Source organism: Alteromonas sp. AWJ4_199 (assembly GCF_056159165.1).
The window spans coordinates 60,189-83,235 of record NZ_JBSWUR010000001.1 but is presented as its reverse complement, the minus strand read 5'-3'; the positions used below and the strand labels follow the sequence as shown (position 1 = coordinate 83,235).

General features: G+C 43.9%; 11 protein-coding genes. All 11 read right to left on the bottom strand.

What is annotated here, in order from left to right; genetic code table 11:
* Window position 1: 1 nt before the first annotated feature.
* The gene (locus tag ACXAER_RS00355; RefSeq protein WP_474825513.1) at window positions 2-1,483 is read right to left on the bottom strand and encodes an MFS transporter; all 1,482 of its coding nucleotides are present in this window, start codon (window positions 1,481-1,483) and stop codon (window positions 2-4) included.
* 38 nt (window positions 1,484-1,521) lie between these two features.
* Window positions 1,522-3,420: a glycoside hydrolase family 13 protein gene (locus ACXAER_RS00350; RefSeq protein WP_474825511.1), complete on the bottom strand. Its 1,899-nt coding sequence runs from the start codon at window positions 3,418-3,420 to the stop codon at window positions 1,522-1,524.
* A 176-nt stretch (window positions 3,421-3,596) separates the two neighbouring features.
* Window positions 3,597-5,540 (bottom strand): alpha-amylase family protein, encoded by a 1,944-nt coding sequence (locus tag ACXAER_RS00345; RefSeq protein WP_474825509.1) that lies wholly within the window; start codon window positions 5,538-5,540, stop codon window positions 3,597-3,599.
* 131 nt (window positions 5,541-5,671) lie between these two features.
* Complete coding sequence (locus tag ACXAER_RS00340) at window positions 5,672-6,568, bottom strand: PEP-CTERM/exosortase system-associated acyltransferase (protein ID WP_474825507.1); 897 nt, start codon at window positions 6,566-6,568, stop codon at window positions 5,672-5,674.
* A 116-nt stretch (window positions 6,569-6,684) separates the two neighbouring features.
* Window positions 6,685-7,194: an RNA methyltransferase gene (locus ACXAER_RS00335; protein WP_474825505.1), complete on the bottom strand. Its 510-nt coding sequence runs from the start codon at window positions 7,192-7,194 to the stop codon at window positions 6,685-6,687.
* A 697-nt stretch (window positions 7,195-7,891) separates the two neighbouring features.
* A complete protein-coding gene (locus ACXAER_RS00330) occupies window positions 7,892-8,752 on the bottom strand; it encodes a patatin-like phospholipase family protein (protein WP_474825503.1) in 861 nt (286 codons plus the stop codon).
* A 168-nt stretch (window positions 8,753-8,920) separates the two neighbouring features.
* Window positions 8,921-13,252 (bottom strand): alpha-1,6-glucosidase domain-containing protein, encoded by a 4,332-nt coding sequence (locus ACXAER_RS00325; RefSeq protein ID WP_474830469.1) that lies wholly within the window; start codon window positions 13,250-13,252, stop codon window positions 8,921-8,923.
* Window positions 13,253-13,335: 83 nt separating this feature from the next.
* The gene (locus ACXAER_RS00320; RefSeq protein WP_474825501.1) at window positions 13,336-16,386 is read right to left on the bottom strand and encodes a TonB-dependent receptor; all 3,051 of its coding nucleotides are present in this window, start codon (window positions 16,384-16,386) and stop codon (window positions 13,336-13,338) included.
* A gap of 347 nt (window positions 16,387-16,733) precedes the next feature.
* On the bottom strand, window positions 16,734-18,236 hold the full coding sequence (locus ACXAER_RS00315) for a tryptophan halogenase family protein (protein WP_474825499.1): 1,503 nt from the start codon (window positions 18,234-18,236) through the stop codon (window positions 16,734-16,736).
* 9 nt (window positions 18,237-18,245) lie between these two features.
* Entirely contained in the window at window positions 18,246-19,733 is a 1,488-nt protein-coding gene (locus tag ACXAER_RS00310; RefSeq protein ID WP_474830467.1) for a tryptophan halogenase family protein, read from the bottom strand.
* Between the two features lie 168 nt (window positions 19,734-19,901).
* Entirely contained in the window at window positions 19,902-22,769 is a 2,868-nt protein-coding gene (locus ACXAER_RS00305) for a TonB-dependent receptor (protein WP_474825497.1), read from the bottom strand.
* Window positions 22,770-23,047: the final 278 nt, after the last annotated feature.

Genomic DNA, 23,047 nt, shown 5'->3' with positions numbered 1-23,047 from the left:
ATTAAGCTCCCTGGTCCGCTTCAAGTTCTTGTTTATCCGTCTCTTTAACGAAAAAGACAGACACGGCACCAATCAGCATAGAAACACCGGCCACGACAATTATGTACTTGGCATCGTTGTTAAATACACTGCTTAAGATCCAACCGGCAGTTAAACCTGAAACAATTTGCGGTGCAGCCACGGTGAAGTTGAATATCCCCATGTAAACACCCGTCTTGTTCGCGGGTAGTGCGCCGGCTAACATGGCGTAAGGCATAGCAAGAATTGCCGCCCACGCAATACCTACCCCTATCATTGGGATAAGTAGTTTCACTGCGCCTAACGGCACAGTTACTTCAGTAATAAGCAGGTTAACGTTCACCATAGTAAGGTCTTGGAATAGTAGGAAACTTACATAGCTAAGGCCACCTAGCGCTAAAGACGAAGCGTATACAGTCTTGCGACCGAATTTATCTGCCAGCTTTGCTAAGAAAATGGAAAAAATAGCAGCGAACACAGAATATGCCGCGAAAAGTATACCTACCCAGTCACCAGCAGCACCCTTTGCCATAACAATAGTTTCAGGCACCATAGGCGCAGCGGCGATATAAGCGGGATCAAACCATTGCTTATCTACGTTCCAAATATGTTGAGTAATCGCCGGTGTGGTGTAAACCCACATAATAAAAAGCGCAAACCAGGAGAAAAACTGAACAACAGCCAGTTGTTTCATGGTGGTTGGCATGTCTTTTACTAAAACGAAAAACTCACCTAAGCGCTGGCCAAGCGGTGCTTTAGCCTTACTTTCACTTGCAGGGGCTTCTTCGGTAAGGCCCTTGTAGCGATTGTATTCGTCTGGCGCATACTCTTTCGTGCGTATAACGGTCCAAATAACCGTACCTAGTAGTACAGTCGCACCTATGTAGAATGCCCAGATTACAGAAGGCGCAACCTCCCCCATTTGAGCGGTATTTTCTAGGCCTACCACATTAGTTAGAATGAATGGCAGTATAGAGCCAATTACCGCGCCGATGTTGATAAGAAGCGACTGTATTGAATAACCTACGTTGCGCTGTGACGCTGGTACCATATCAGATACCAAAGAGCGGAACGGTTGGAAACACACATTAAACGATGCATCCATCAGTGCAACCATTAAAGCGCCCATAAGCATAGGCGCTAAGAAGGCAACGAAGATCGGCGCATTGGGTAATAAGATCATACCTACCACCGCGGCTATCGCCCCAGCAAGTATAAACGGCCGGCGGCGACCCAATCGATTCCACGTTCTATCTGATACCGAGCCAACAATGGGCTGCACTATCAAGCCCATAATGGGCGCTACAAGCCAAAATAGTGATAGTGAATGAAGATCTGCACCTAGGTCCGATAGTATTCGACTAACGTTCGCGTTTTGCAGTGCAAAACCAAATTGAACACCCAGAAAGCCAAAGCTGACATTCCATATTTGCCAAAAAGAAAGGCGTGGTTGAGTTGCTTGCATATTTTGCTCTATTTATTGTTTTACTTTAATTGATACGGTTATTGCACAATGAACACGTTGGCCGACATCGCAGGAAGGCTTATGGCTTCAGAGGCGTTAAATGTTTGGCCGTCGCTCACGCGCGTTATTGCTACATCTGTACCCAATACTTCTGCGTACTTTGCTAAAGGCAAATCTACCGGTTTTTTATTAAGGATAACCATAAGCTTCTGTGCTGTATCCTCGGCTACTCGAAAATATGTGTAAACCCCGTCTACAGGCGCATAATGTTTAAGCTCACCTTTGAATAGATGAGGATGAGTTTGACGCAGCGCTAATAAGGTTTTTATACGCTCTTGCGCCCACAGTTCGTCACCAGAAAGGCCTTTGCCGCTAAACGCATTTTTTTCGCTATCTGATGGCCAACCGCCAGGAAAATCAGACCGGATAATACCGTGATCTTCTGTCCCTTCATTACCCATCAAAATCTCAGTTCCATAGAATACTTGAGGTATACCGCGCGTTGTTAAAAACAACGTCATTGCCATATTCCACTTGGCCTTGTCTTTATTTAATTGGGTGAAAATTCTGCTCATGTCGTGATTATCCGGAAAGATAACCAGATTATTTGGATCACCATACAAGAAATCGGTAGCTAATGTCTCATAAACTGAAATAAAACCAGAATTCCAGCTTTCATCGCTATTAAGCGCTTTAACAACGGCAGCCTGAAGAGGAAAGTCCATTACAGATGGCAAAGCACTGTCGTAATCGTCGTGGCGTTTGCTACCTGCTTGCCAATAAGCCGTAATCGCAGGGTTTACCGACCACTCTTCCCCAACAATATTAAAGTTAGGATATTCCTTCATGATACGGTTGGTCCACTGACTTAAAAAACCTTTGTCAGGGTACGAATAGGTATCTACTCGAATGCCGCTTAAATTTGCTGTTTCCACCCACCAAATAGCATTTTGAATCAAATAATTTGCCAAATGTGGGTTGCGCTGGTTCAGGTCTGGCATGGTTCGTACAAACCAACCGTCGCTAAACCCTTTGATATCGCTCGCTATGGCGTGAGGGTCGTGAAGCGATTCACGCTTATGGGTAGTACCGACAAACTGTCCATTATTGTTTATCCAATCAGAAGACGGTGTATCCTTCATCCATACATGCTCGCTACCGATATGATTAAGCACCATATCCATAATAACGCCAATGCCGTTTTCGTTGGCTTTTTTACTTAGTTCTATAAAAGCGTCGTTAGAACCAAAGCGCGGGTCTATAGTGTAATAGTCGGTGGTTGAATAGCCATGGTAACTGTACTTATCCATTGCATTTTCAAGCATCGGCATGCTCCATATTTGGGTGAACCCCATCTCTTTTATATAGTCGATGTTGTTAACAATGCCCTGAATATCCCCGCCATGACGTCCGCCTTTAAAGGCCCTATCTACTTTATCTTGATACCCATCAATGTTGTCATTTTCCACGCTGCCATTAGCGAATCGGTCAGGGGCAATTAGGTAAATGGCATCTTCAGGTCCAAAGCCTTCCCTCGACGACGAATCTTTAGCTCGTTTTTTCAATGAATAGTGAATGTCCCGTGAACTACCGTCGTCGTCTTTTAACGTCAGTACCAATTCTTGCGGGTTCGCTTCAGCAAGATCTAACGTTACAAAAAGATAGTTTTCACTATCAAGTGCCCTGCTTTGCTTTATTTGGACACTGCCTTTTGAAACGGAAACCTTGTCATCGGCCACGTCTTTGCCAGAAATCATCAGTTCTACTTCATCATGTTGCATACCTGCCCACCAGTTGGGCGGGTAAACGTCTAGGTTATTTTCTTGTGAAGAAAAAGCAGAAAATGCAGGAAATAAAGTAGCAAGGCTCACAACGAGTGAGAGCGAGACACTGCGTAATGGGAAAATAGCATTAGTTACGCGGTTGCGATTAAACATATAGACACCGATGTTAAAAATACGTTAAGTGCAAAATATTACCGAGATACTACATTGCATAGCCTGACTGACCAATGCTCTGCATACGTATTCACGAGATACCATGCCAATACACATGGTCTCTCGTTTAAATAAAATCTCTAGTATTCGATTTCGTTGATAGCTTTACACTCCAACTAGAACGCAAATACCTTCGTCTCTAGCCCATCAAGTGATAACGAGGCTCTGTAGTTCACATCATCTTTTTCTAAGCTAATGCCGCCATGAGAAAGAAGTGGCTCAAGGCTAATCGTTTTGTTATTTGCACCTAATACACTCGCAGGTACTGTAAATTCTATTTCCCCTACTGGTGCATCACTAAAGTTTGCGATAACGACAAAACCATGCTCGTCTTGTACGCGAGCAAATGTAAATTGCTGCTCTGAATACGCTGAATTTTCGACGCCAAGATTGAGCGAATGGAGACTTTGGTAATTACCAATACTGGCCGGATTAGTAGCGGCGATAGACATCACGCGTTCGTAAAACTTATGCAGTTTTTTTTCTTCCCTTGTGGATTGACCACCATCAAATTTTCCATCATTCATAAACCGCTGATGAGCAGGAACGCCAACGTAATCGAAAATAGACGTGCGCGTTGGGTCGCCAAAACCTGTCTCTTCGCTACCGTCTTCGCCCACATCTTGGCCAAAATAAAGCAGCGTTGGAGAACTGCTTATAAGCGCACTTACCGCAAGCGCTGGCTTGCCTTTTTCAGCGCTACCAGCAAAGTCGGGGCTAGCGATACGCTGCTCGTCATGGTTCTCTAAAAAGTGCAGCATATGCGGTGCGATATCGCTAACTTCTTTATGGACAGCGACTAGATCAGTAACTTTTCCCTTTCCTTGCATAATTGCTTTTAACGTATCGTAAAACCCTACCTTGTCGTATAGATAGTCCATCTTGCCTTTATGCAGGTAATCGCGATATTTGTCTGGCTGGTATACCTCTGCCAGCAAGAATGCATCAGGTGCTTTTTGCTTTATGCTGCTGTTAAGAAAAGACCAAAACTCTACTGGCACCATTTCAGCCATGTCAAAACGAAATCCATCAACACCTTTATCAATCCAATAGTGAGCAATGTCTCTGAATTTGTACCACGAGTCAGGAAGAGCTTTTCCTTGCCAAAACGCGGCGTGTTCTTCGATAGATTTTTGACTGTACTCGTCAGGTAGCAAGGGAAAATCATAAGTGCCGTCTGGCTTCACGCCATAGTTCACCTTTACCGTTTCATACCAGTCGTTAATATCTGGCTGCGCTGCTCTAGCGCCATTACCTGTCCACTTTGCAGGAAACTCATTAAACTTACCGTCTGACAATGGATGGGGTTCGCCGCCTAGCGGCTGGTAGTTGTCAGCAGAGGGCACTTGAAATGCTTCATTCACAACATAATAAAAGTTGTTATCGCGAGCATACTCTACAGACGTATCATCGTTTGCGCCAAAATCGGCTGTACCTTCTGGCGCAGAAAGCGAATGATAATCACGGGCTACGTGATTGGGAACAATGTCGATGATAACTTTCATACCCTCAGCATGAGTTCTTTCAATTAGGGCTTCGAATTCTTCCAAGCGCTTTTGTGGATTGTCAGCTAGGTCGGGGTTAACATTATAGTAATCTTTAACGGCGTATGGTGAACCAGCGCGGCCTTTCACCACATCTGGATCGTCATTTGATATACCGAAGTCAGTATAGTCATTGATTACCGCATGATGTGGCACACCGGTATACCAAATGTGACTGGTGCCTAAAGCTTTAATGGCTTCAAGGGCTTTAGGGGTAAAGTCGCTGAATTTGCCTACGCCATTTTGCTCAACCGTACCCCAAGGCTGGTTGCTAGAATTAGTGTTTCCAAATAGTCGAGTAAACACTTGGTAGACCACAGGTTTCCCTTGCCTTTCACTGTTTTCAGAATGCGTTGACATATCACCTTGTTGATTTGATGCTGAAGGCCTACTTCCTTCACCTTCAGGTGTTTGATTACTTGCTGAGGGAGATGGACCAGTACACGCCATTAAACCCAATGAAAGCATAGCAACAGATAAAGGCTTAAGAGAAAAAGTCGACTTGTGATTAAGCATAGTATTCGTGATAAAAATGTAAGTGATGCCAACAGGATACGCGTTAAATGTATGTTAAAAAACATGCATACGTATTCAGAAATGAAAAAGCCATCCAAGAGGACGGCTAATAAATATCGCGATATTAAAATTTAAGCAGCTTGCGCCACTCGCAAAGGTTTCTGCGTCGGACGAGCAGTGTGTGCTGGAAGAGTTTCAATAGCATTTAACGCACTATCAAGCTCATTATGAATCTTTCTGTGAAAACTTTTAAGAGGCTTGGCTAAGTCCTCTAATAATACTTGTGGCGATAGCCTGTAAGGCACACGCTTACCGTTAAACTCTACTGCGTCGCCTACCGAATTAAAATTAATGCCAAATGCTTTCATTCTTCGTGCTAACTTTGGCTCCATCAAAACGTATGCGTGCTTAACATTTAGATGTTGGCAAATGCTGGTTGCCATTAAATACAGCGCAATAGACAGGTAAGGAAAGTGCTCAACGTTAAATGGCGTACTTTTCTTTTGCTTTATTTTTTCAAGCTTTTCCAATGGCAAAATTTTAGAACGCATTTGGCGAACTCTGAACTCTCTTGGGATTGCCAATCTTGATATCTCACACACGCTTAATGGGTCGCAATTAGAGGGTAGCAGAGCGCAATCTTCAAACGCTTCAGCGCATTTTTCCTCTAAAGGTAACGATAATCCAGCTTCTGTTGGCAACACCAATCGAATTGTACCCGCGCATTCACCTGTCGGGCGGTGTTTGATATAACAATTGATTGCGCGATCATCGTACTTATCTTTTTCAATAGCAGCAGCGTTTTTTTGCTCGAACTCCATCTCCTCGCAATACACTTTGTGACGCGTTTTATAGCTTACTTGTTTCTCAGTTTCTTCGTTAGCTATAACAAGTTCATAACGACTGAAGAAAAAGCTGGATATACTCTCTTCAAGTGACGAGCGACGTGGAAATACTTTAAGCAGTTGTCGAGGTAACTTATTTAACTTGTTCGTTACAGCACTATTTAGCGCACGAGCAGCGCTCATTGTTGTTGTCTTCAACGCAAAAGTCCCCTAATTTTAGTTTATTGTTTGGCTTATGGGTAACTTCCTGTTAGCAACAGTAGCCTTTGGTTTATTTTTCTGAGTTAATAATTAAATCGCTATCTTATTTTTGTCTTATTATTCGTATCTCGGCTCCGTCTGATAAGTGCATCGCCACTTACGTACTCAGACTTTGATAAACGGTCATACAGTAAAACATTGGCCGTGGCCGCCAAATTCATACACGAATAAGTAGGTACATAGACGACGTGATCGCACCATGCCAAAACATCTTCGCCTACGCTTCCATCTTCCGGCCCTAAAATATAAAAAGCATTTTCAGGATGTTCGAACCTTGGTAAAGGCTCAGCACCTTCAACAAGTTCAACCGCAACTATGGACGCCCCTTTTGGAGCAACATCCCGTAAATTGTCAACGCCAACTGTCGGGATAACCTTATGAAACGCTTTTGTATCTGCGTTAAAGTCTTTTGCAAATCGATAGCGCTGCCCCGTATAAAATACACTTGCTACACCGTAGCACCCCGCAGCACGTAAAATAGACGCGACGTTAACAGGATTTTTTGGGTTAACTAGCCCGATGGAAATTTTTTGATTTACTATTTGCACGTTTTACTAGCTTCTTATTATTCCAGTTTGATACTGCCACGACTTTTAGGAAGCTGCTACGCGTAACCATAAAAGTTAGACATAAGTATTAGAAAAAATTCACAAACCTACAGAACCTTCATCGAGACTGATGCGATGTTACAGGTGCTCAGTTGTCCGTTAATACTTCTGCCAAATCCTATACGTCACACTATTTGAATGCTCTAAATGCTATTTTTTTCTTTCACAACTTCACGCTTTTTTATTTTATCCCAAGCGTTTCACGTGTCTGTAATTAACGTATTAAAGAAAATAACTAATCTTGATCAGGTTACAGCAAATTGCAGACCAATAGTGTGAAAATTTTGCAAGTTCGGTGCAGAGTTTACATTTTTAACAAAAAAGAGAGTGTAAATACGCTTTTAGTCAGTTACTTATGATTAGGTTTAGGGGTTAGGCGCGTTTACTTTGTTGTGGGAGATAGTAGCTAGATTGCCAGATCAATTGTCTAATTGGGGCCAAAAACTGATAAGCAGTAGAGGTAATAAATAAAGTACAAACGAAAGGCCCGATGGTGTGTTGCCATTTTGAAACACGATAACCCTATGTAAATATTGACTTTCTTTACAAACAAAAAAAAGCTTGGATGATATCCAAGCTCTTAGCGACAACTGTTGCTAAAATCATACAGAACTTCTGTATAATTATTGCGGATTCATTACGCTATCTGGTAACTTAAACCATCAACATTAGAGTTAAGATTTTTAAGATGGCGTCTGGCCATACGCCTACCCTGTCCATAACCTCTCAATAACTTTTTCTTGTCCATAGTTAGTCGTTTAACGCAGAAAGCTTCGTCTGGCGCTATTACCCTAATGGTGCAGTCGCTCGGTGGGTTCTTAAGAAAATCGAGGGTTTCATTATAAATTGCTGCACGCTGAAGCATCTTTTCTAGAATGGCGGGCTGGTCTCCATACATCTTCTGCATTAACCAGGTTGATTTTACTTCAGGTTTGGTAAATCCAAGAGGTTGTGAAAGTATTACGGTAATATCCCTTGCGCCCATGTTATAAGCTCTAATTGCAGGTATTGCATCTGCAACTCCGCCATCTAAATAACGCGTGCCGTTAATGGTTATTTCATCTCGATATGCAGTGGGTAACGCACAAGATGCTACCATCAGCTCATCTACATTGTCTTCCTTGGCTTGTACATATTCACACTCGCCTGATTCAGCATTCGTAATCCCGACGAACAAAGGCATATTGCTCTTTTCGCCAGGAGCGGGAATATTCATTGATTGTTTTGAATGATGCCATAACCAATGGACATCCGTCATATGCCCCCCTTTTATGAAACGAAGCGGACTGAAGAACTCTCGCTTCGTTGCATATTCGGTGATAATAGTTTTGCTCAAACCATGCATTTTAGAGACGTAAGTCGACAAATTTGTCGCCCCAGCGGACACCCCTAGCGCAAAATCAAAGGGGTAGTAGTCTTGCTCCATGAATTTATCTAGTACGCCAGCCGCAAATATTCCGCGCATAGCGCCGCCTTCAACAACTAATGCACTTTTCATCTGTTCTCTCCCTGTAGATACATTCACAACCTTCTGGTACGACCACTGTCGGTAACAACTATCCTACAAGAGAATCAAGAGATATGCCAAGAAGAAAAAACCGCGAACAAAGTCACGGTTTTTTTAAATATTAACGTCTAAACGTTAATCGGGCTCGTTGATGAGAATTTATTTCATCGTTACAGTCAACACGGGTGCATTACCATCGGGCCCGGCTACCTTAAACTCATACAGACCAGATTCAGCGATTTCAATCATCAAATTGTTATTGCTTTCGCCTAAAGCTTTAGGCTCACCTGGCATGACGATATTACTCGCTGCATCATTAGGATTACCAAGGTTCACCGTCGACCAATCTTCAGAGGCAACTTTAAATTCGATGCTACCTGCACTTAACTCGATGTCGGCGGCGTAGACACCCTCTCCTTGATATTCAAACATATCTACTGCGCCCCAACCGTTCATACCACCGCGGATATAAACTTGGGTGTCTCCCCAAAACGCTTGTTTAAATACACCAATGGTAGGGGCATCTAAGTCAGTCACGTTGAACACAAACACATAGCGATCAGCAGTTTCAATGTTTAGAACAAGGTTATCGTTAGTCGCAGCCAACCCAAGGGTTTGACCTGGCGCTAAGTTACGGTCGGCATCGTCGGTAGACAAAGCCCCAAAGTTCACTGTGCTCCAGTCTTCAGACGCAACTTTAAACTCGTAAGTGCCAGGCTCAATATCTCGAGCAAAAGTATAGATACGACCACCTTGGTAAGAGAACTCATTGTCTGTACCCCACCCGTTCATTGCACCACGAAGGTACACAGGGGTTCCAACGTAGGGTTCTTCGTTTTCAACCATTAATATAGGCGCTTCACTGTCTGATGCATCGATGGTAAACAGGTATGTTGCACTGATATCAGGTGTAAACGACAGGTTAGTATTAGTCCGAGTAAGTACTTTTTCTTCACCTGCTATCACTAATCCATCTTCACCATCTGCAGCACCAAAATTCACGGTACTCCAATCTTCAGAGGCAAACTTAAACCCATAAGTTACACCTCCTTCAAGTGAAGCGGTAACTGTATATATACCATCACCTTGATAATTAAACGCGTCATCCGTCGACCAACCGTTCATGTCTCCACGAAGGTAAGCGACAGTGTCTCCGTAAGGCACAACGTCAGGTGCGCCAGATGTTGCATACGCTGATAGACCGTAGCCTTGTGCACCAGACTGTGGCTTAACGAACACGGCAATAGTAAGTGCAGGTACAGTAAAGGTACCGTTACCGTCTTCACCCTCAACAAAAGTAGCACCACGTACCGCGGCATCAACCGAATTCATTTGTGTAGCGTGAAGTAAAAAGCCGGTTGCTGTATTTACAGTGATAGATTTCTCTTCGTAACCCGTGTTAACGAGTACCATCACCGCATCGTTCATCATATCTAAGTCTTGACGAGGTACTTCGCTGTTAGCTGATACACCATCGTCGATACTCATAGCGATAAGACCACGCTGTTGGCGTGCGCCGATATTGTGAAACCCAATACGGTCGATAATCTCTTCTGCCGAGGTTAATCTAAATAAAGGACTGGTCATTCTAATGTTTAGCAGCTCCGCGAATACGTCTGATGCAAACATAATATCTTCCATAGACGCTGCACGATTCGGGTTATAGATGAACTCCCCCATTACTTCCCAACGGGCTTCATTATCTTGTGCTAACGGTAAACCTACATTCCAGTTGTTAGTCTCATAGGTGAAGTCTACATAGTTAAACCAGTCTCCCGAGTCATAGGTATTTCGGTCCATTGATTTAGAGCGAAGCATATCGCCGCCCATCTGTAGAAATGGAATACCCTGAGACACTAGGTTTATACCCATTGCCACGTTTTGTGCGCGAACTCGCTGCTCTAGCGTGATGTCCTGTGGAAGCGTGTAATTTAATTGGTCCCACAAGGTTTCATTATCGTGTTTAGACACATAATTAATGATGTCTGCCGGGTCTTCTGCATAGCCGCCCAAGTTACTCGTTGCACCGGCACTGCCCGAAGAAGTTTCCAATACATAGTCTTTAAGCGTACCAATCATGCCCATTTTTACACGGTCTTGCGCACTTAACAGCCCATCATCTTCGGGTCTGAATATAGCGCCCTGACGAATGGCTTCACGAATTCGGTCGTTGTAGGTTCCAATCTCAGTACCGGCCATATTTAGCTGGCTGGCTTGCTCGTAACCGCGGTCTATTTTGGTCCAACCCTCGCCATAGAAGTAGTTGTCTTCATCAATAGCTTGAACAGCATCACGAAGGCGTACCATGGTATCCTTGGTTGCCTGGCTCATGATGTCAAAACGGAACGAGTCATACTTATAGTGTTCAGCCCACATAAGTAATGAGTCTTCCATGAATTTTTCCATCATGACGTTACGTGGCTCTGTGTCATCGCAGCAGGTTTCGCGCACAATCGCCCCAGTGTCCACTTCATAACGGTGGTAATACCCTGGTACAGCTTTATCAAGAACAGATTTACTGAAAACACCAGATGCATTGGTATGGTTATAAACCACATCGAGTGCAACACGAAGCCCCATTTCATGAAGCGCTTGGATCATGGCGCGCATTTCTACAATACGTTCAACACCTTCAGCACTTGATGCATAACTACCTTCAGGCGCATTAAAGTGATGAGGGTCGTACCCCCAGTTGAAAGTATCTAAATTGCGTAAGTCATTAGTCAACTGCTGAGCTTTACCCGCTTGTGATAACGGGTCGTAAGCGTTGTAAACGTCAATCAACAATGCGTCCGAGCTTTCTTCTTCACATACCGCAGCACTGCTATTTAAGCGACAAAGTTTTCCTACGGTATCGTACAAATCAACAGTGTTAGTTGGGTCTTCATCAATAGTTGCGATGTCATTCGTCGGAAGGATATGGAAATAGGTTAGCCCTGCTTGTACTAACTTTTTCAGATGCTCAACCGGTGCCGTTCCCTCTTCAGTAAAGGCAAGGTATTTGCCACGATTTTCTTCGGAAGTAGACATATCGCGTACGCTGAAATCACGTATGTGACCTTCGTAAATAACCGCATCTTCATAATTTTCAACCGTAGGAATGGTGTGAGTATCCCACCCCTCAGGTTTTAAATCTTCATCGGCAAGATTTACAAAGCGTGAGAAACGACCGTTTGTGCTAAGCGACACAGAATATGGGTCTGTTACAAGCAGCGTTTCTACGTTACCTGTAATAGGGTGATATACCGTAACTTCATAGCGATAAAGCTGACGGTCTAGCGACATATCGCTTTCATAGCGCCATACGCCTGACACGTCATCACGTACCATATCTATACGCTGACTTAACGTTTTATCATCGTTATAAAGCAAAAGGTCGACATTCGAAGCGGTAGGCGCCCACAGCGCAGCGGTAATACCTTGGTCTGTATAAACCCCGCCAAGTTGTGCCTCGTCGGCATCATCTTCACCCATGGTGTAAAGTGCATCAATTGCGTTTGCCAATTGAATACCGGTTGCTGCTACAAGTGCACCGTCTGCATCATATCCTCCAACGACCGCTTGTGTCGTCAGTACAGTTTTCGCATCTTCAACCGACCAGTCTCCTTCCCACGCCTGCATCGAAGATAAATGCGGTGCGCGAGCAGACTGCTCTTCGGTAAGTGTTGTAGTCATTAGCGCTACTTCAGTACCATTAATACCCTCTTCTAGGGTGCTCTGTAAATCAGCCTGAGCTGAATAGTGAAGTTTCACTTCTGATACAGTTTCGGGAACATCCCATAAAATGGTGTTTGCATCTAACCAATGGGCACCAAAGCCTTCTATATCAACCGGCTGTGGCCCAAGCGACATGATCGGGAATTCAAAGATCGTTGGTTCACCAGAAAGCGTAAAGTTCATACGCACAAAGGTTTCGTCGTCTTGTATTAATGAACCTTGGAAGTCACCGCCCCCTAATTCTTTTCCAGCATCATCGGTGCCTTTGTGTATGATAAAGTTATGACAGCTGCCGTAATCGTCTTTAAGGTCTAAGATCCAGTACGCACCATAGTTAGGATCGATGCCGCTATGAATACGACCGTTCGCCCAATCCGTGTCTGCGTCAGCATAGGCATCACATTCGTCATTGTTCCAAGTATGTAGTCGCCATCCTTCATAAGCAGCGTCGTTACTAGAATTATCCGCGTCTACCGCAGCGCGATTGTAATATAGTACCGCTTGATTAGATGACGGGGTAAATACAGGCGCAGGTAGACTCGGATCGGCCCCAGCTTCACACGCGTCGTTTGCTTCGTTAGGGACTAACGGCGCGTCACACTGAATAGGAGGCGGCGGCTCGCAGGCCGTTCCTGCGGCATTAGGTACATTGGGCACTTCACAAGTAAGCAAATCGTTTGTGCCTGACTCTACGCCAGAACCGCCGCAACCCGTTAGTGTATAAGCGCCTACTAAAAGTAACGCTGCGCGCACTACTTTCTTTTTAGTAAACATAAAACTCTCCTGAATATATTTGCTATTTCTGGCAACCGAACGTTTATGTGCATCGTCAAATAAATTACCTAAGATGTTGTTTTTCATAGTTGATATGTCATCCCTAGGTAATATTGGGTGCCAAAGTACTGGATAGTGCCGGTTTGCTCTTCTGATGCGAAATAGCTTTTGGTTGGCTCATCCGTTAGATTGTTTACTTGGAACAGAACGCTCCAATTATCGTTAATTTCATAAGACGCTTGGTAATCAATGACCAGTTCGTCATCAAAGTTAACAACCTGATCGTTAACCGCTACTTGCTGAGATACGAAGGCATCGCGATAGCGACTAGACAGGCGGGTTTCAAACCCTTCGTATTCCCAGAAAACGGTTAATGTTGCTACATTTTCAGAAAGCCCTGGTAAATTAGCGGCGTAAACGCCATCGCCGAGGGTGCGCTGAATTTCACTTTCCGTATAAGAGTAGCTTGCGCTAACCCCTAAACCTGACCATAACCCAGGTAACATGCTGTAAATTTGCGTGTAGGCGACTTCTAGTCCTCTAATGTAGCCACCTTCTGCGTTATTTACCGCAGTGCTATAGCTACCATTTTCTGTAGGCACTGTCACAAAGATAGGTTCGCCGTTTTCATCCCTTGCTAGTTCGGCTTCTTGCCCGGTAAATTCTGGGGTTAAGTAGACTGGAACACTTACGTTGTCTGGAATGACTATGCCGTTTGCTTCAAAATCATAGGGCTCTATTTCAATGTCTTCTACAAACGACTCGATATCTTTGTAGAAACCCGCTACAACTAAAGCACCCTCAGTATCGGAGAAGTAATATTCCCATGACACATCGTACTGTGTTGCGTAAAACGGCTCTAAGTAAGGGCTATTACGGGCATTACCACTGACTCTCGCTGTTGGGTTTGAAAGCGTGATTTCACCTGAGTCTCTGTCTTGGAACGCAGTAACTGTTTCAATAGTGGTAGACGCATTTGCCGCAAAACGGTTAATTGGCGCTCTCCCCATTACTTTCGCTGCAGCTACTCGAAGCTGAGTATCATCAGTAAGTTTAAAGTTCAGGTTAATAGAGGGCAGCACATCTGAATACTCATGGCTGATTAACGCTGGACGGTAAAAATTATTAATGAGCCCTACGTCATCTGTAATATTTTGCGCGCCTGCGGTTGGGTCGCTTACTTCAACTGATGTACCCGTTTCTAAGTCTTGAATAAGCTGGGTAGCACGCTGCAGTGTAGTTGAGCTTTGTTTGCTTTTAACGTATCTAACACCAATATTACCTGTAACAGGAATACTGCCAATTTCGGTATTGATGTTTGCCATTAAGTAAGCTGAGTTTACGGTTTCAAATACATCACCACTTTCCTGTAGTGTCCACGCTGTCGCTGGGCCTGTTCCTGGGCCATTAATAACGCCCGCAGCTCCAGGCCCCCATGTTTGAACAGGCTGCGGTCTACCTTCTGGGAACCAGGCATTGAGCGCGCTGTTTAAATCGACTGATAAATAGCTTGGGAAATATCCAAAGTCACCGCTCCAGTCAACTTGTTCAACCATGTCTGAAGTTAACCTCAGCGGTGGTTCACTAACTGAAAAGGCACTGTCATTACCGTATTCAAAGACAGACCGATCGTTGTTGTACTCGCGGTCTGAATAACGATAGCCAAATTCAAAACCAGAGATGATGGGTACGTCTACGTAATACTGGAAGTCGACACGATATGCATCTAGCTCATCTTTATTTTCAAACGGATAAATACCGTACTTACTCACCATGACCCGGTCTAAATCGGTAAAGGCATCAGTTTGGTTAAAGCCAATATCAGGCAGATTCAACCCGTTCAGCAAATACGATATTTGAACGTTTTCATCAAACACTGGGTTCGCAGCTGTCGCATCTTCGCCTACAAGCGACCATAGCAAGCCGTTTCTAAAGTCACTTTCAGCACTTGAGCGAGATACGTCAAACTGAACCGATAAATCTGGAGATATCTCCCAGCTAGCATTAACACCTAAGTTTGTAACACTGTCGAAATCTTGATTGTCGTCGTTAACCAGTTCAACCCGGGTGAAGCTATTGTCTGTACGAGAAAAAGTACCGCCAACGACGCTGTTATTAACTACAACCGGGTTAGTAATACCTGCGTTAATACCGCCTAACTTAACGCGAAATCCCCGAGCAAATGCTTCAGAATCAAATTTTGAAATGAAGGCATCAGCTTTTAATGTAAACGTATCGATAGGCGCCCATTCAAATGCTGCCACGTAACCATCGCGCGTTTCTTCACCGCCCTTGTGCTGCATCTCAAAACCTTCTGAGATTAGCTCACAGTTTGGACAATCTGCCGGTCCATCGGTATCTCCTTCTAAACCATCTACATCGACCTGACCGTTATATGCCAAACCAATAAATTGCGTAGAAACGCTGGGTTGGAATAGACGGGCATACCCCAAAGATACACCTAACGTATCGTCTAAAAACTTACCTTGATAGGAAAAGCTCAGCCTGTGACCGTATTCAGTGGCATCGCTTATTTCGGATGCTCTATCGTTATACATACCACGCATGTTGGCGCTGAATTTATGCTGCTCTTCAATGGCAAGTGGTGATGCTGTTTTTAGCTCTACCGTACCCGCAATACCGCCTTCAATAAGCGACGCCTTGGGAGATTTATAAACCGCTGCCTCGCTAATAAGCTCAGACGGATATTGGTCAAATTCAATAGCGCGACTTCCGCTGGTAGATACCTGCTCCCTACCGTTTAACGTAGAAAAAACAAAGTCGCCTGATAAACCGCGAATATTGATTTGTGCTGCTTGTCCGCCTGTACGCACTGCGGAAATACCTGGCAAGCGGGTCAAAGCATCTGCCATAGATACGTCGGGAAGCCCGCCAAGGTCATCTGCAGATATTTGCTCAGAAACCGTGTCAGAGAAACGTTTTTGGTTTAGTGATTGAATTAAGCTGGTACTGAAACCACGTACTTCGATACGCTCTAAGGTATCTTCTTGCGGTCGTTCAACTTCATCTACGGGTGTGTCTGGTGACTCTTGAGCATAGAGCGGCAGCGCACTAAACGCGACCCCACTAGTGATCAAGGCCGCCATTATAGTGCTGGGTTTGAATGTTTTCATTGGTGTCCCATCCTTGTTTATTATCGACATTTTTAGGAATACCACACCCAAAAATGCCTTTTATACCAATCCGCATAGATAAGTGCTCACTCAGAAGGTTCTGGCAGGGCGAGTGGGTAATTATCTATGCGGACTGGTTTTATGCTTCAACACCAAATACTACTGGTTTGTATAAAAAGAGAGCAACGCTATGCATACGTATTCATTTACATTTATGAAACATAATTGAAACAAAGTTCAGAAGTGATTGTTTTATATAATTTTTAGAAGGGGGTATCAGCAGATTAGGCCAGTTACTTATGGGAAATTATAACATTATTGAAAGCCATCCCTAGCTCTCGGGGTTCTTACTCACCGTGTTGCTGTGTTCGAAGTACAACATTATGATGTTCGAAATTCAACGCGCAGCCTTGAATAAAGCGCTCAACATTTTGCTCTTTATACAAATCCCCTCGACCAGGCTGATTTTGTGCAAGTGCCGGAAATGCACCATAACCAGCAAATAAGCAATGCCATGATACTGAGTCCCAGTGCATACCTATATTCTGCCGCTTGATTTCATTCGCTAGATCTTCGCGATTAAACCAAGTGGTAATGATCGATTGAAGGGAGTCAGACAACACCATATTGTTTCTATTGTCACGCCAGTAGTCAGAATCGTTTCTTGTATTAAGTTTATAGTGCGCGACAATGTAGTCTCTCACTCTGTCGAAACGCGCTTTGGCAAACGCATTATAAGCGGCTCTCTCGGTGTTAGAGAAACCACCCTTTTCAAACATATCTGTGAAGTACTCAATGCAAATCTGTACAAGGTGAAGCGCCGTTGCTTCAAGCGGCTCTATAAACCCTTGAGATAGCCCTAATGCCAAACAGTTGTTCTGCCAGTGCTGCTCAACTTGCCCTACTTTCATTTTAAGGTGTCTGGCTTCAATATCGCTGTTTTCAAGACCTAAATGATGTCGCAATTCTTCTTCGGCCTTATCCCTCGATAAATGAGCAGCACTGTAAACGTAGCCATTACCTGTGCGGCTTTGTAACGGTATTGTCCAACACCAACCGTTAGAAAATGCTGTAGACTGAGTTTCTACTTGAATATTCTCTTGTGCATGTGTGGGTAAAACTACTGCAGAATCGTTGAATAAGTTTTCAGAATAAGACTTAAATTTTACACCTAAAGCCTGCTGCAATAAGGTTGAAGAAAAGCCTGTACAATCAACGAAAAAATCTCCTTCAATACTGCCTTTATCCGTTACGAGATGGCTGATATCGCCACTAGGATGTAGCGCCACATCACTAATAATGCCACTAACGTGAGTAACGCCTTTTTCAACCGCAACATCACGCAAATAGTTGCCCAGCAATGCGCTGTCAAAATGGTAGCCATATTCCATTCTAAATGGAAAATTCTCAGGCGTTAGAGGCGCTTTATTTTGTTTTGCCAACACACCATTTAACAAAAAATCTTCTGGGTTGATATGACTATCAAGACCTAGCCTTCGTGTACGGCAATTTACTTCAAAAGCACGCTGGGTAAAGGTGTCTGTTTGAGAGATAAAGGGGTGGCGATATTGTTTCACACCGGACCCCGGACTCCAATCATTAAACTTAATACTTGTCTTATACGTTGCATTGCACTTAGGCATCCAGTCGCTTTCGGCTATACTGAGTTCCTCAAAGAAACGTTTAAGTGTGGGTGTAGAGCCCTCCCCCACACCTATGATGCCAATCTCAGGAGACTCAACAAGGGTTACCTTAACCTTGTCCGATGACCATTTGTGCGCAAAGTAATTTGCTGCCATCCAGCCGGCGGTGCCGCCCCCGGCTATAACGATATGGGTTGGTTTATTCATAGTTCGATTCTAACCACAGAACTGCTTTAAGAAGTCATCGTGAGTTGCAATTTTTCCGATAGGTTCATTCTTAATACGTTTAATGTTTTGCATCAACTCTTGCAGCTTTTGTTCAGACAATGCATTGGCAAGTGGATGGTAGTCTTTCTGCATCACCCCTTGTCCCATCAGTACTTGCAGCCATGAGCTTTCAAGGAATAAATCATTTTGCTCTCTGAACAAATTTCCTGACTCTCTAAATAGCTCTATTTTATGGGTTAAACTGTCTGGTACATCCATTTCTCGTAAGTCTTTCCAAAAATGCGAGTCAGTTCTTTCATTAACGTGATAGTGCAAAATAATGAAATCACGTATTTGTTCGTATTCAAGCTGAGACTGCTTGTTATACTCATCTATCTGATATTTCTTAATCCCTTCGTGTGGGAATAAATGGATTAGTCGAACTACTGCAGACTGAATAAGATGAATACTCGTTGACTCGAGGGGCTCTAAAAATCCGCTAGAAAGCCCAACGGCCACCACATTCTTATTCCACTGCTTGCGTCTTCGCCCTGTTTTAAAGCGGATAAAATTAGGATCGGCGAGTGGTTTGGTATCTAGGTTACTTGACAGTATGTCTAGTGCTTGCTCGTCAGAAAAATAATTACTGCTGTATACTAAGCCATTACCATTGCGGTGCTGAAGCGGAATACGCCATTGCCAACCTGCAGAGTGCGCAATCGAACGAGTATAAGGACGGGTATGTTCGTGGCGCTCTGAAGGCATAGCTACTGCCCGGTCGCAAGGTAACCAATGCGACCAATCCTCGTAGCCGGTATTCAGTGTTTGCTGCGTAAGTAGCCCTTTAAACCCTGAACAGTCAATAAACAAGTCGCCTTCGATATGAGCACCGTCTTTAAGCGTCACCCCGGTAATAAAACCGCTGTCTGCATCCTGTTTAACATCAGTAATAATGCCTTCTTTGCGAGTAACGCCCATCGCCTCACATTTCTTACGAAGGAATCGAGCATACAGCGACGCATCAAAATGATAGGCATACGGCATTTCTATAATTGGGTCGGGAGATTTGATATGGGCAAATTTACCCGCTTTACAGGCAAGGTAGTTTAGATCGTATTCCCATATCGAGTCAGATAACCCTAACTCTTGAGCGCGTTTGAAATAATGATGAAAATGACAAAAAGCGTAGCTTTTACCCGGGGCGCCAAAAGTGTGGAAATAGCTTTCCCCTTCTACCCGCCAGTTTTCAAACTTAATCGCCAACTTCATGGTGGCGTTTGTTTCGCGTAAGAACTCTTTCTCATCTATTCCTAAAACATTATTTAGTGTGATAATAGGTGGAATAGTTGCTTCGCCAACACCGACGGTACCGATCTCTTCAGACTCAACTAAGGTTACGTTTACGCCCGCACCGATAAGACGCTTTATAACAGCAGCTGAAATCCAACCTGCCGTGCCACCACCTACAATAACTACATTTTTTACCGCTTTGTTCATCATATTTCTGCCGTCAGCATTTTTTTGTGCCCACATTACTATCATCTCTAAATATCATGACATCTAGTGCTATACAACAAAAAGCCCCAATACATTACGTGAATTGGGGCTTGTTTAATGTTACTCGTTTAAGCGCTCGCATATAACAAGCGCTGTTTCAACAACCACTTAGAACGTGTAGTTGAAACCAAGTAGGAAGTTACGTCCGTAGCTCTGGTACTCAGTAATTTGACGACTGTCACCTGGGTTAACACGAACAGTAGGCTCGTCAGTCAGGTTCTGGCCTTGAAGCGTAACGCGAAGCCCTTCAAGATATTCAATGCCAGACTCACTGAAGTCGTAGCCAATCTGTGCGTCTATCTGCTTAACACCGTTATCTTCAATAGGTGCTAGAGAAAGGCTGATTGCACGGGTCTCAGTAGCAAACGCATCACGTTTAGTTCCAGATACACGAATTTCAAAACCATTGCTTTCATAGAAGGCGGTTAGTGAGTAGGTCTCTTCAGATAAACCTGGTACCGCTTCACCATTCTCTAATTCACCGTCAAGGAAGGTCGCACTAGCGAATACACCAAAACCTTCAAGTGAATCGTGGATCATGTCAAACGGTAGACTACCCTGCAGTTCCCAGCCTCGAACAAAACCTTCTAGTCCATCTTCACGGAAGCTTACAATTCCGTTAAATGTACCTGGTGGTACGATATCGTTTTCATCAAGTACCTCATCACCATTGATGTCAGTTTCACCAGACGTCTCGTGGAAACCTTCAATGTAAGACTCACTAAAATCGCCAACAGTTTGTCCAGCTACATGCCAGTTAGTCAGATCTTTATAGAAGAAGCTAGCGGCGACGTAACCTGAGTCCGCGAAGTAATTTTCGTAAGCAATATCAAACTGGTTTGCTTCAAGCGGTCTAAGACGTGCATTACCCGCGCTTGCAGACCATGGGCCATTAGCAACATTTGTTGAAATGATTTGCTGGTCGTTAAAAGTAAAGCTTACTGTGTTGTTCGGACGCATATCATCCATACGAGGACGGCTAATCACTTTGCCTAAAGCTGTACGAATAAACTGGTTCTCAGCAATTTCGAAGCTCAGGTTCAATGTTGGCAAGACGTCAGTGTAAGAGTCGCCATCCGATACTGGAGTGACCGCAGTGAATCCTGTTGGACCAGTAGTGGTGTTAAAACCAGTACCTGCTTGGTCAACATTAACAACCTGTAGCCCAAGATTACCAAATACCAGTACATCACCAATTTCAGTTTCAATGTCTAATTTTGCATATGCAGTTAGAATATCTTCAGAGATGGTGTAAGAGTCACCAAAGCGACCATTTTCAAATAGTTCTGCTTCTGTCTCTATATAATAACCGCTTCTATACAAACCAAGACCATCGTATGCAATTACGCCATCGATACCAATGTGGCTTAAATCCGCTGTACCAATAGGGTTTGGAACCAGTTCTTGGTTTGGCCATTGTGGCGACGTTAGGTAAGCACCGTTATTATCTTTAGACTTTTCGCGCTCTTGATAGTTAACACCGGCAGTTAACTTAGTGAAGATACCCCATTCAACAAAACCCTCAAGGTCAAGACGAACAGCATCAAGTGACTCTTCAAAAATAGGTTCGTTAACAAAACCATCCTGTGCTGTATTAGGTCCAAAACCTTCTACGCCCTGGAAGCGCTCTACAGGAGTTAGTGAACCACCCCAGGCTTGCGGACCAGCTAGGTAGATTGAGTTAAGGTCTGCTAAATCGACACTGTCTAAAGTAGGATGGTCGCTGTAAACCGCACCAGTAGATGTCATTGTCCATGCGCGTGGAGTAAGAGGACGACCATCGATACCTGCACGACCTACACCTGAGTAACTTTCGATGTCAGTGATAGTTTTGTCCACTTCACCCATAGATACGTCTAACGTTGCTGTCCAATTATCATTGATTGTATATTCAACGTTTAGACCAAAGGTAGTAAGTTCAGCTTCTTGTTGACGAGAGTCGTTACGAATTACAGATAAGAAGCCATCATAGTAACCAGAGGTTACTAGACCATCTTCAACACCAGTGATTGTGTAAGCGCCTGTGCCCCATTCAGCGCCACCTTCTTCAACACCGCGGCGTGCATCATTTTCTTCAAAATCAATGTATAGCGCATCGAATTGAATTTTCAAATTGTCAGTGGGTGCGTATTCAATCACCCCAGCAACTGATGTGCGCTCTAACATTGCTGAACGAGTAAAGGAATCGTGACCACCAAGTATTACTGTTCCCTCAGGTACTTCAACACCTTCTGCGGCATTGTCAGGGTTTGCAGTCGCATAACCCCAACCACGGAAGTACTGTTCTTGACGAGGTGATTCCATATCGGCAATAACTAACGCCACACCAAGCTTATCGTCAGCGAATTGATCTACGTAGTTAAAAGATAGACGATGACCTTCATTATCAAAATCAGGGTTACCCGCCTCTTCTTGGTTTGCTTCATACGTACCGTTAATTGTAACTGTTTTTTGCGCGCTTAGCGGGCTAACAGTTTGGATATCGACAGTACCACCAATGCCTTGAGTCATCAGGCCTGCTTCAGGTGTTTTATATACTAGGATATTTGAAACAATTTCCGTTGGGTAAAGGTCAAACTCGACACCACGGTTATCGCCCATACCTAATAGCTCTCGACCGTTCAGTGTAGTACCTACATAGTTTTCATTGAAACCACGAACAGAGATACCGCTAGTACGACCATTACGGCGCTCACCAGCTAGACCAGGGAGACGAGCGATTGATTCTGCGATACTTGTATCAGGTAGCTTACCAATGTCTTCAGCAGATAACGCTTCAACAATTGACGTGTTATCCATTTTGATTGCTTGTGCACGTTGCAGACTGCCGCGAATACCGCTTACTTGAATGACTTCAAGTTCAGCTTCATCAACAGCATCGGTGTTTGCTTCCTGTGCTAGTGCAGGAGCACTACCAAACGCCATACCACCAGAGATAAGCGCAGCTTTTATTAAGTTGGGTTTAAATTGTTTCATAAAACGGGTGTCCCATACAGTTATAGTTGTTGTCTTTTTGTTGTTCTTATGACAAATAAATGACAATACATCTCACGGGGACAATGCTATAGATGCCCTAGGTTTTGCACAATTGCCTGCATACGTATTCAATAAAATTTATGCAACATGAAATTAACAATACACATCACAATTGTGATGTAATTTTACAACATTTTGTGACCTTCACTTTAAGTGCTGCTTCCATAGAGAATAAGACTTGTATTAAGAACTAATAAGACGCTTGGAATGAATATATG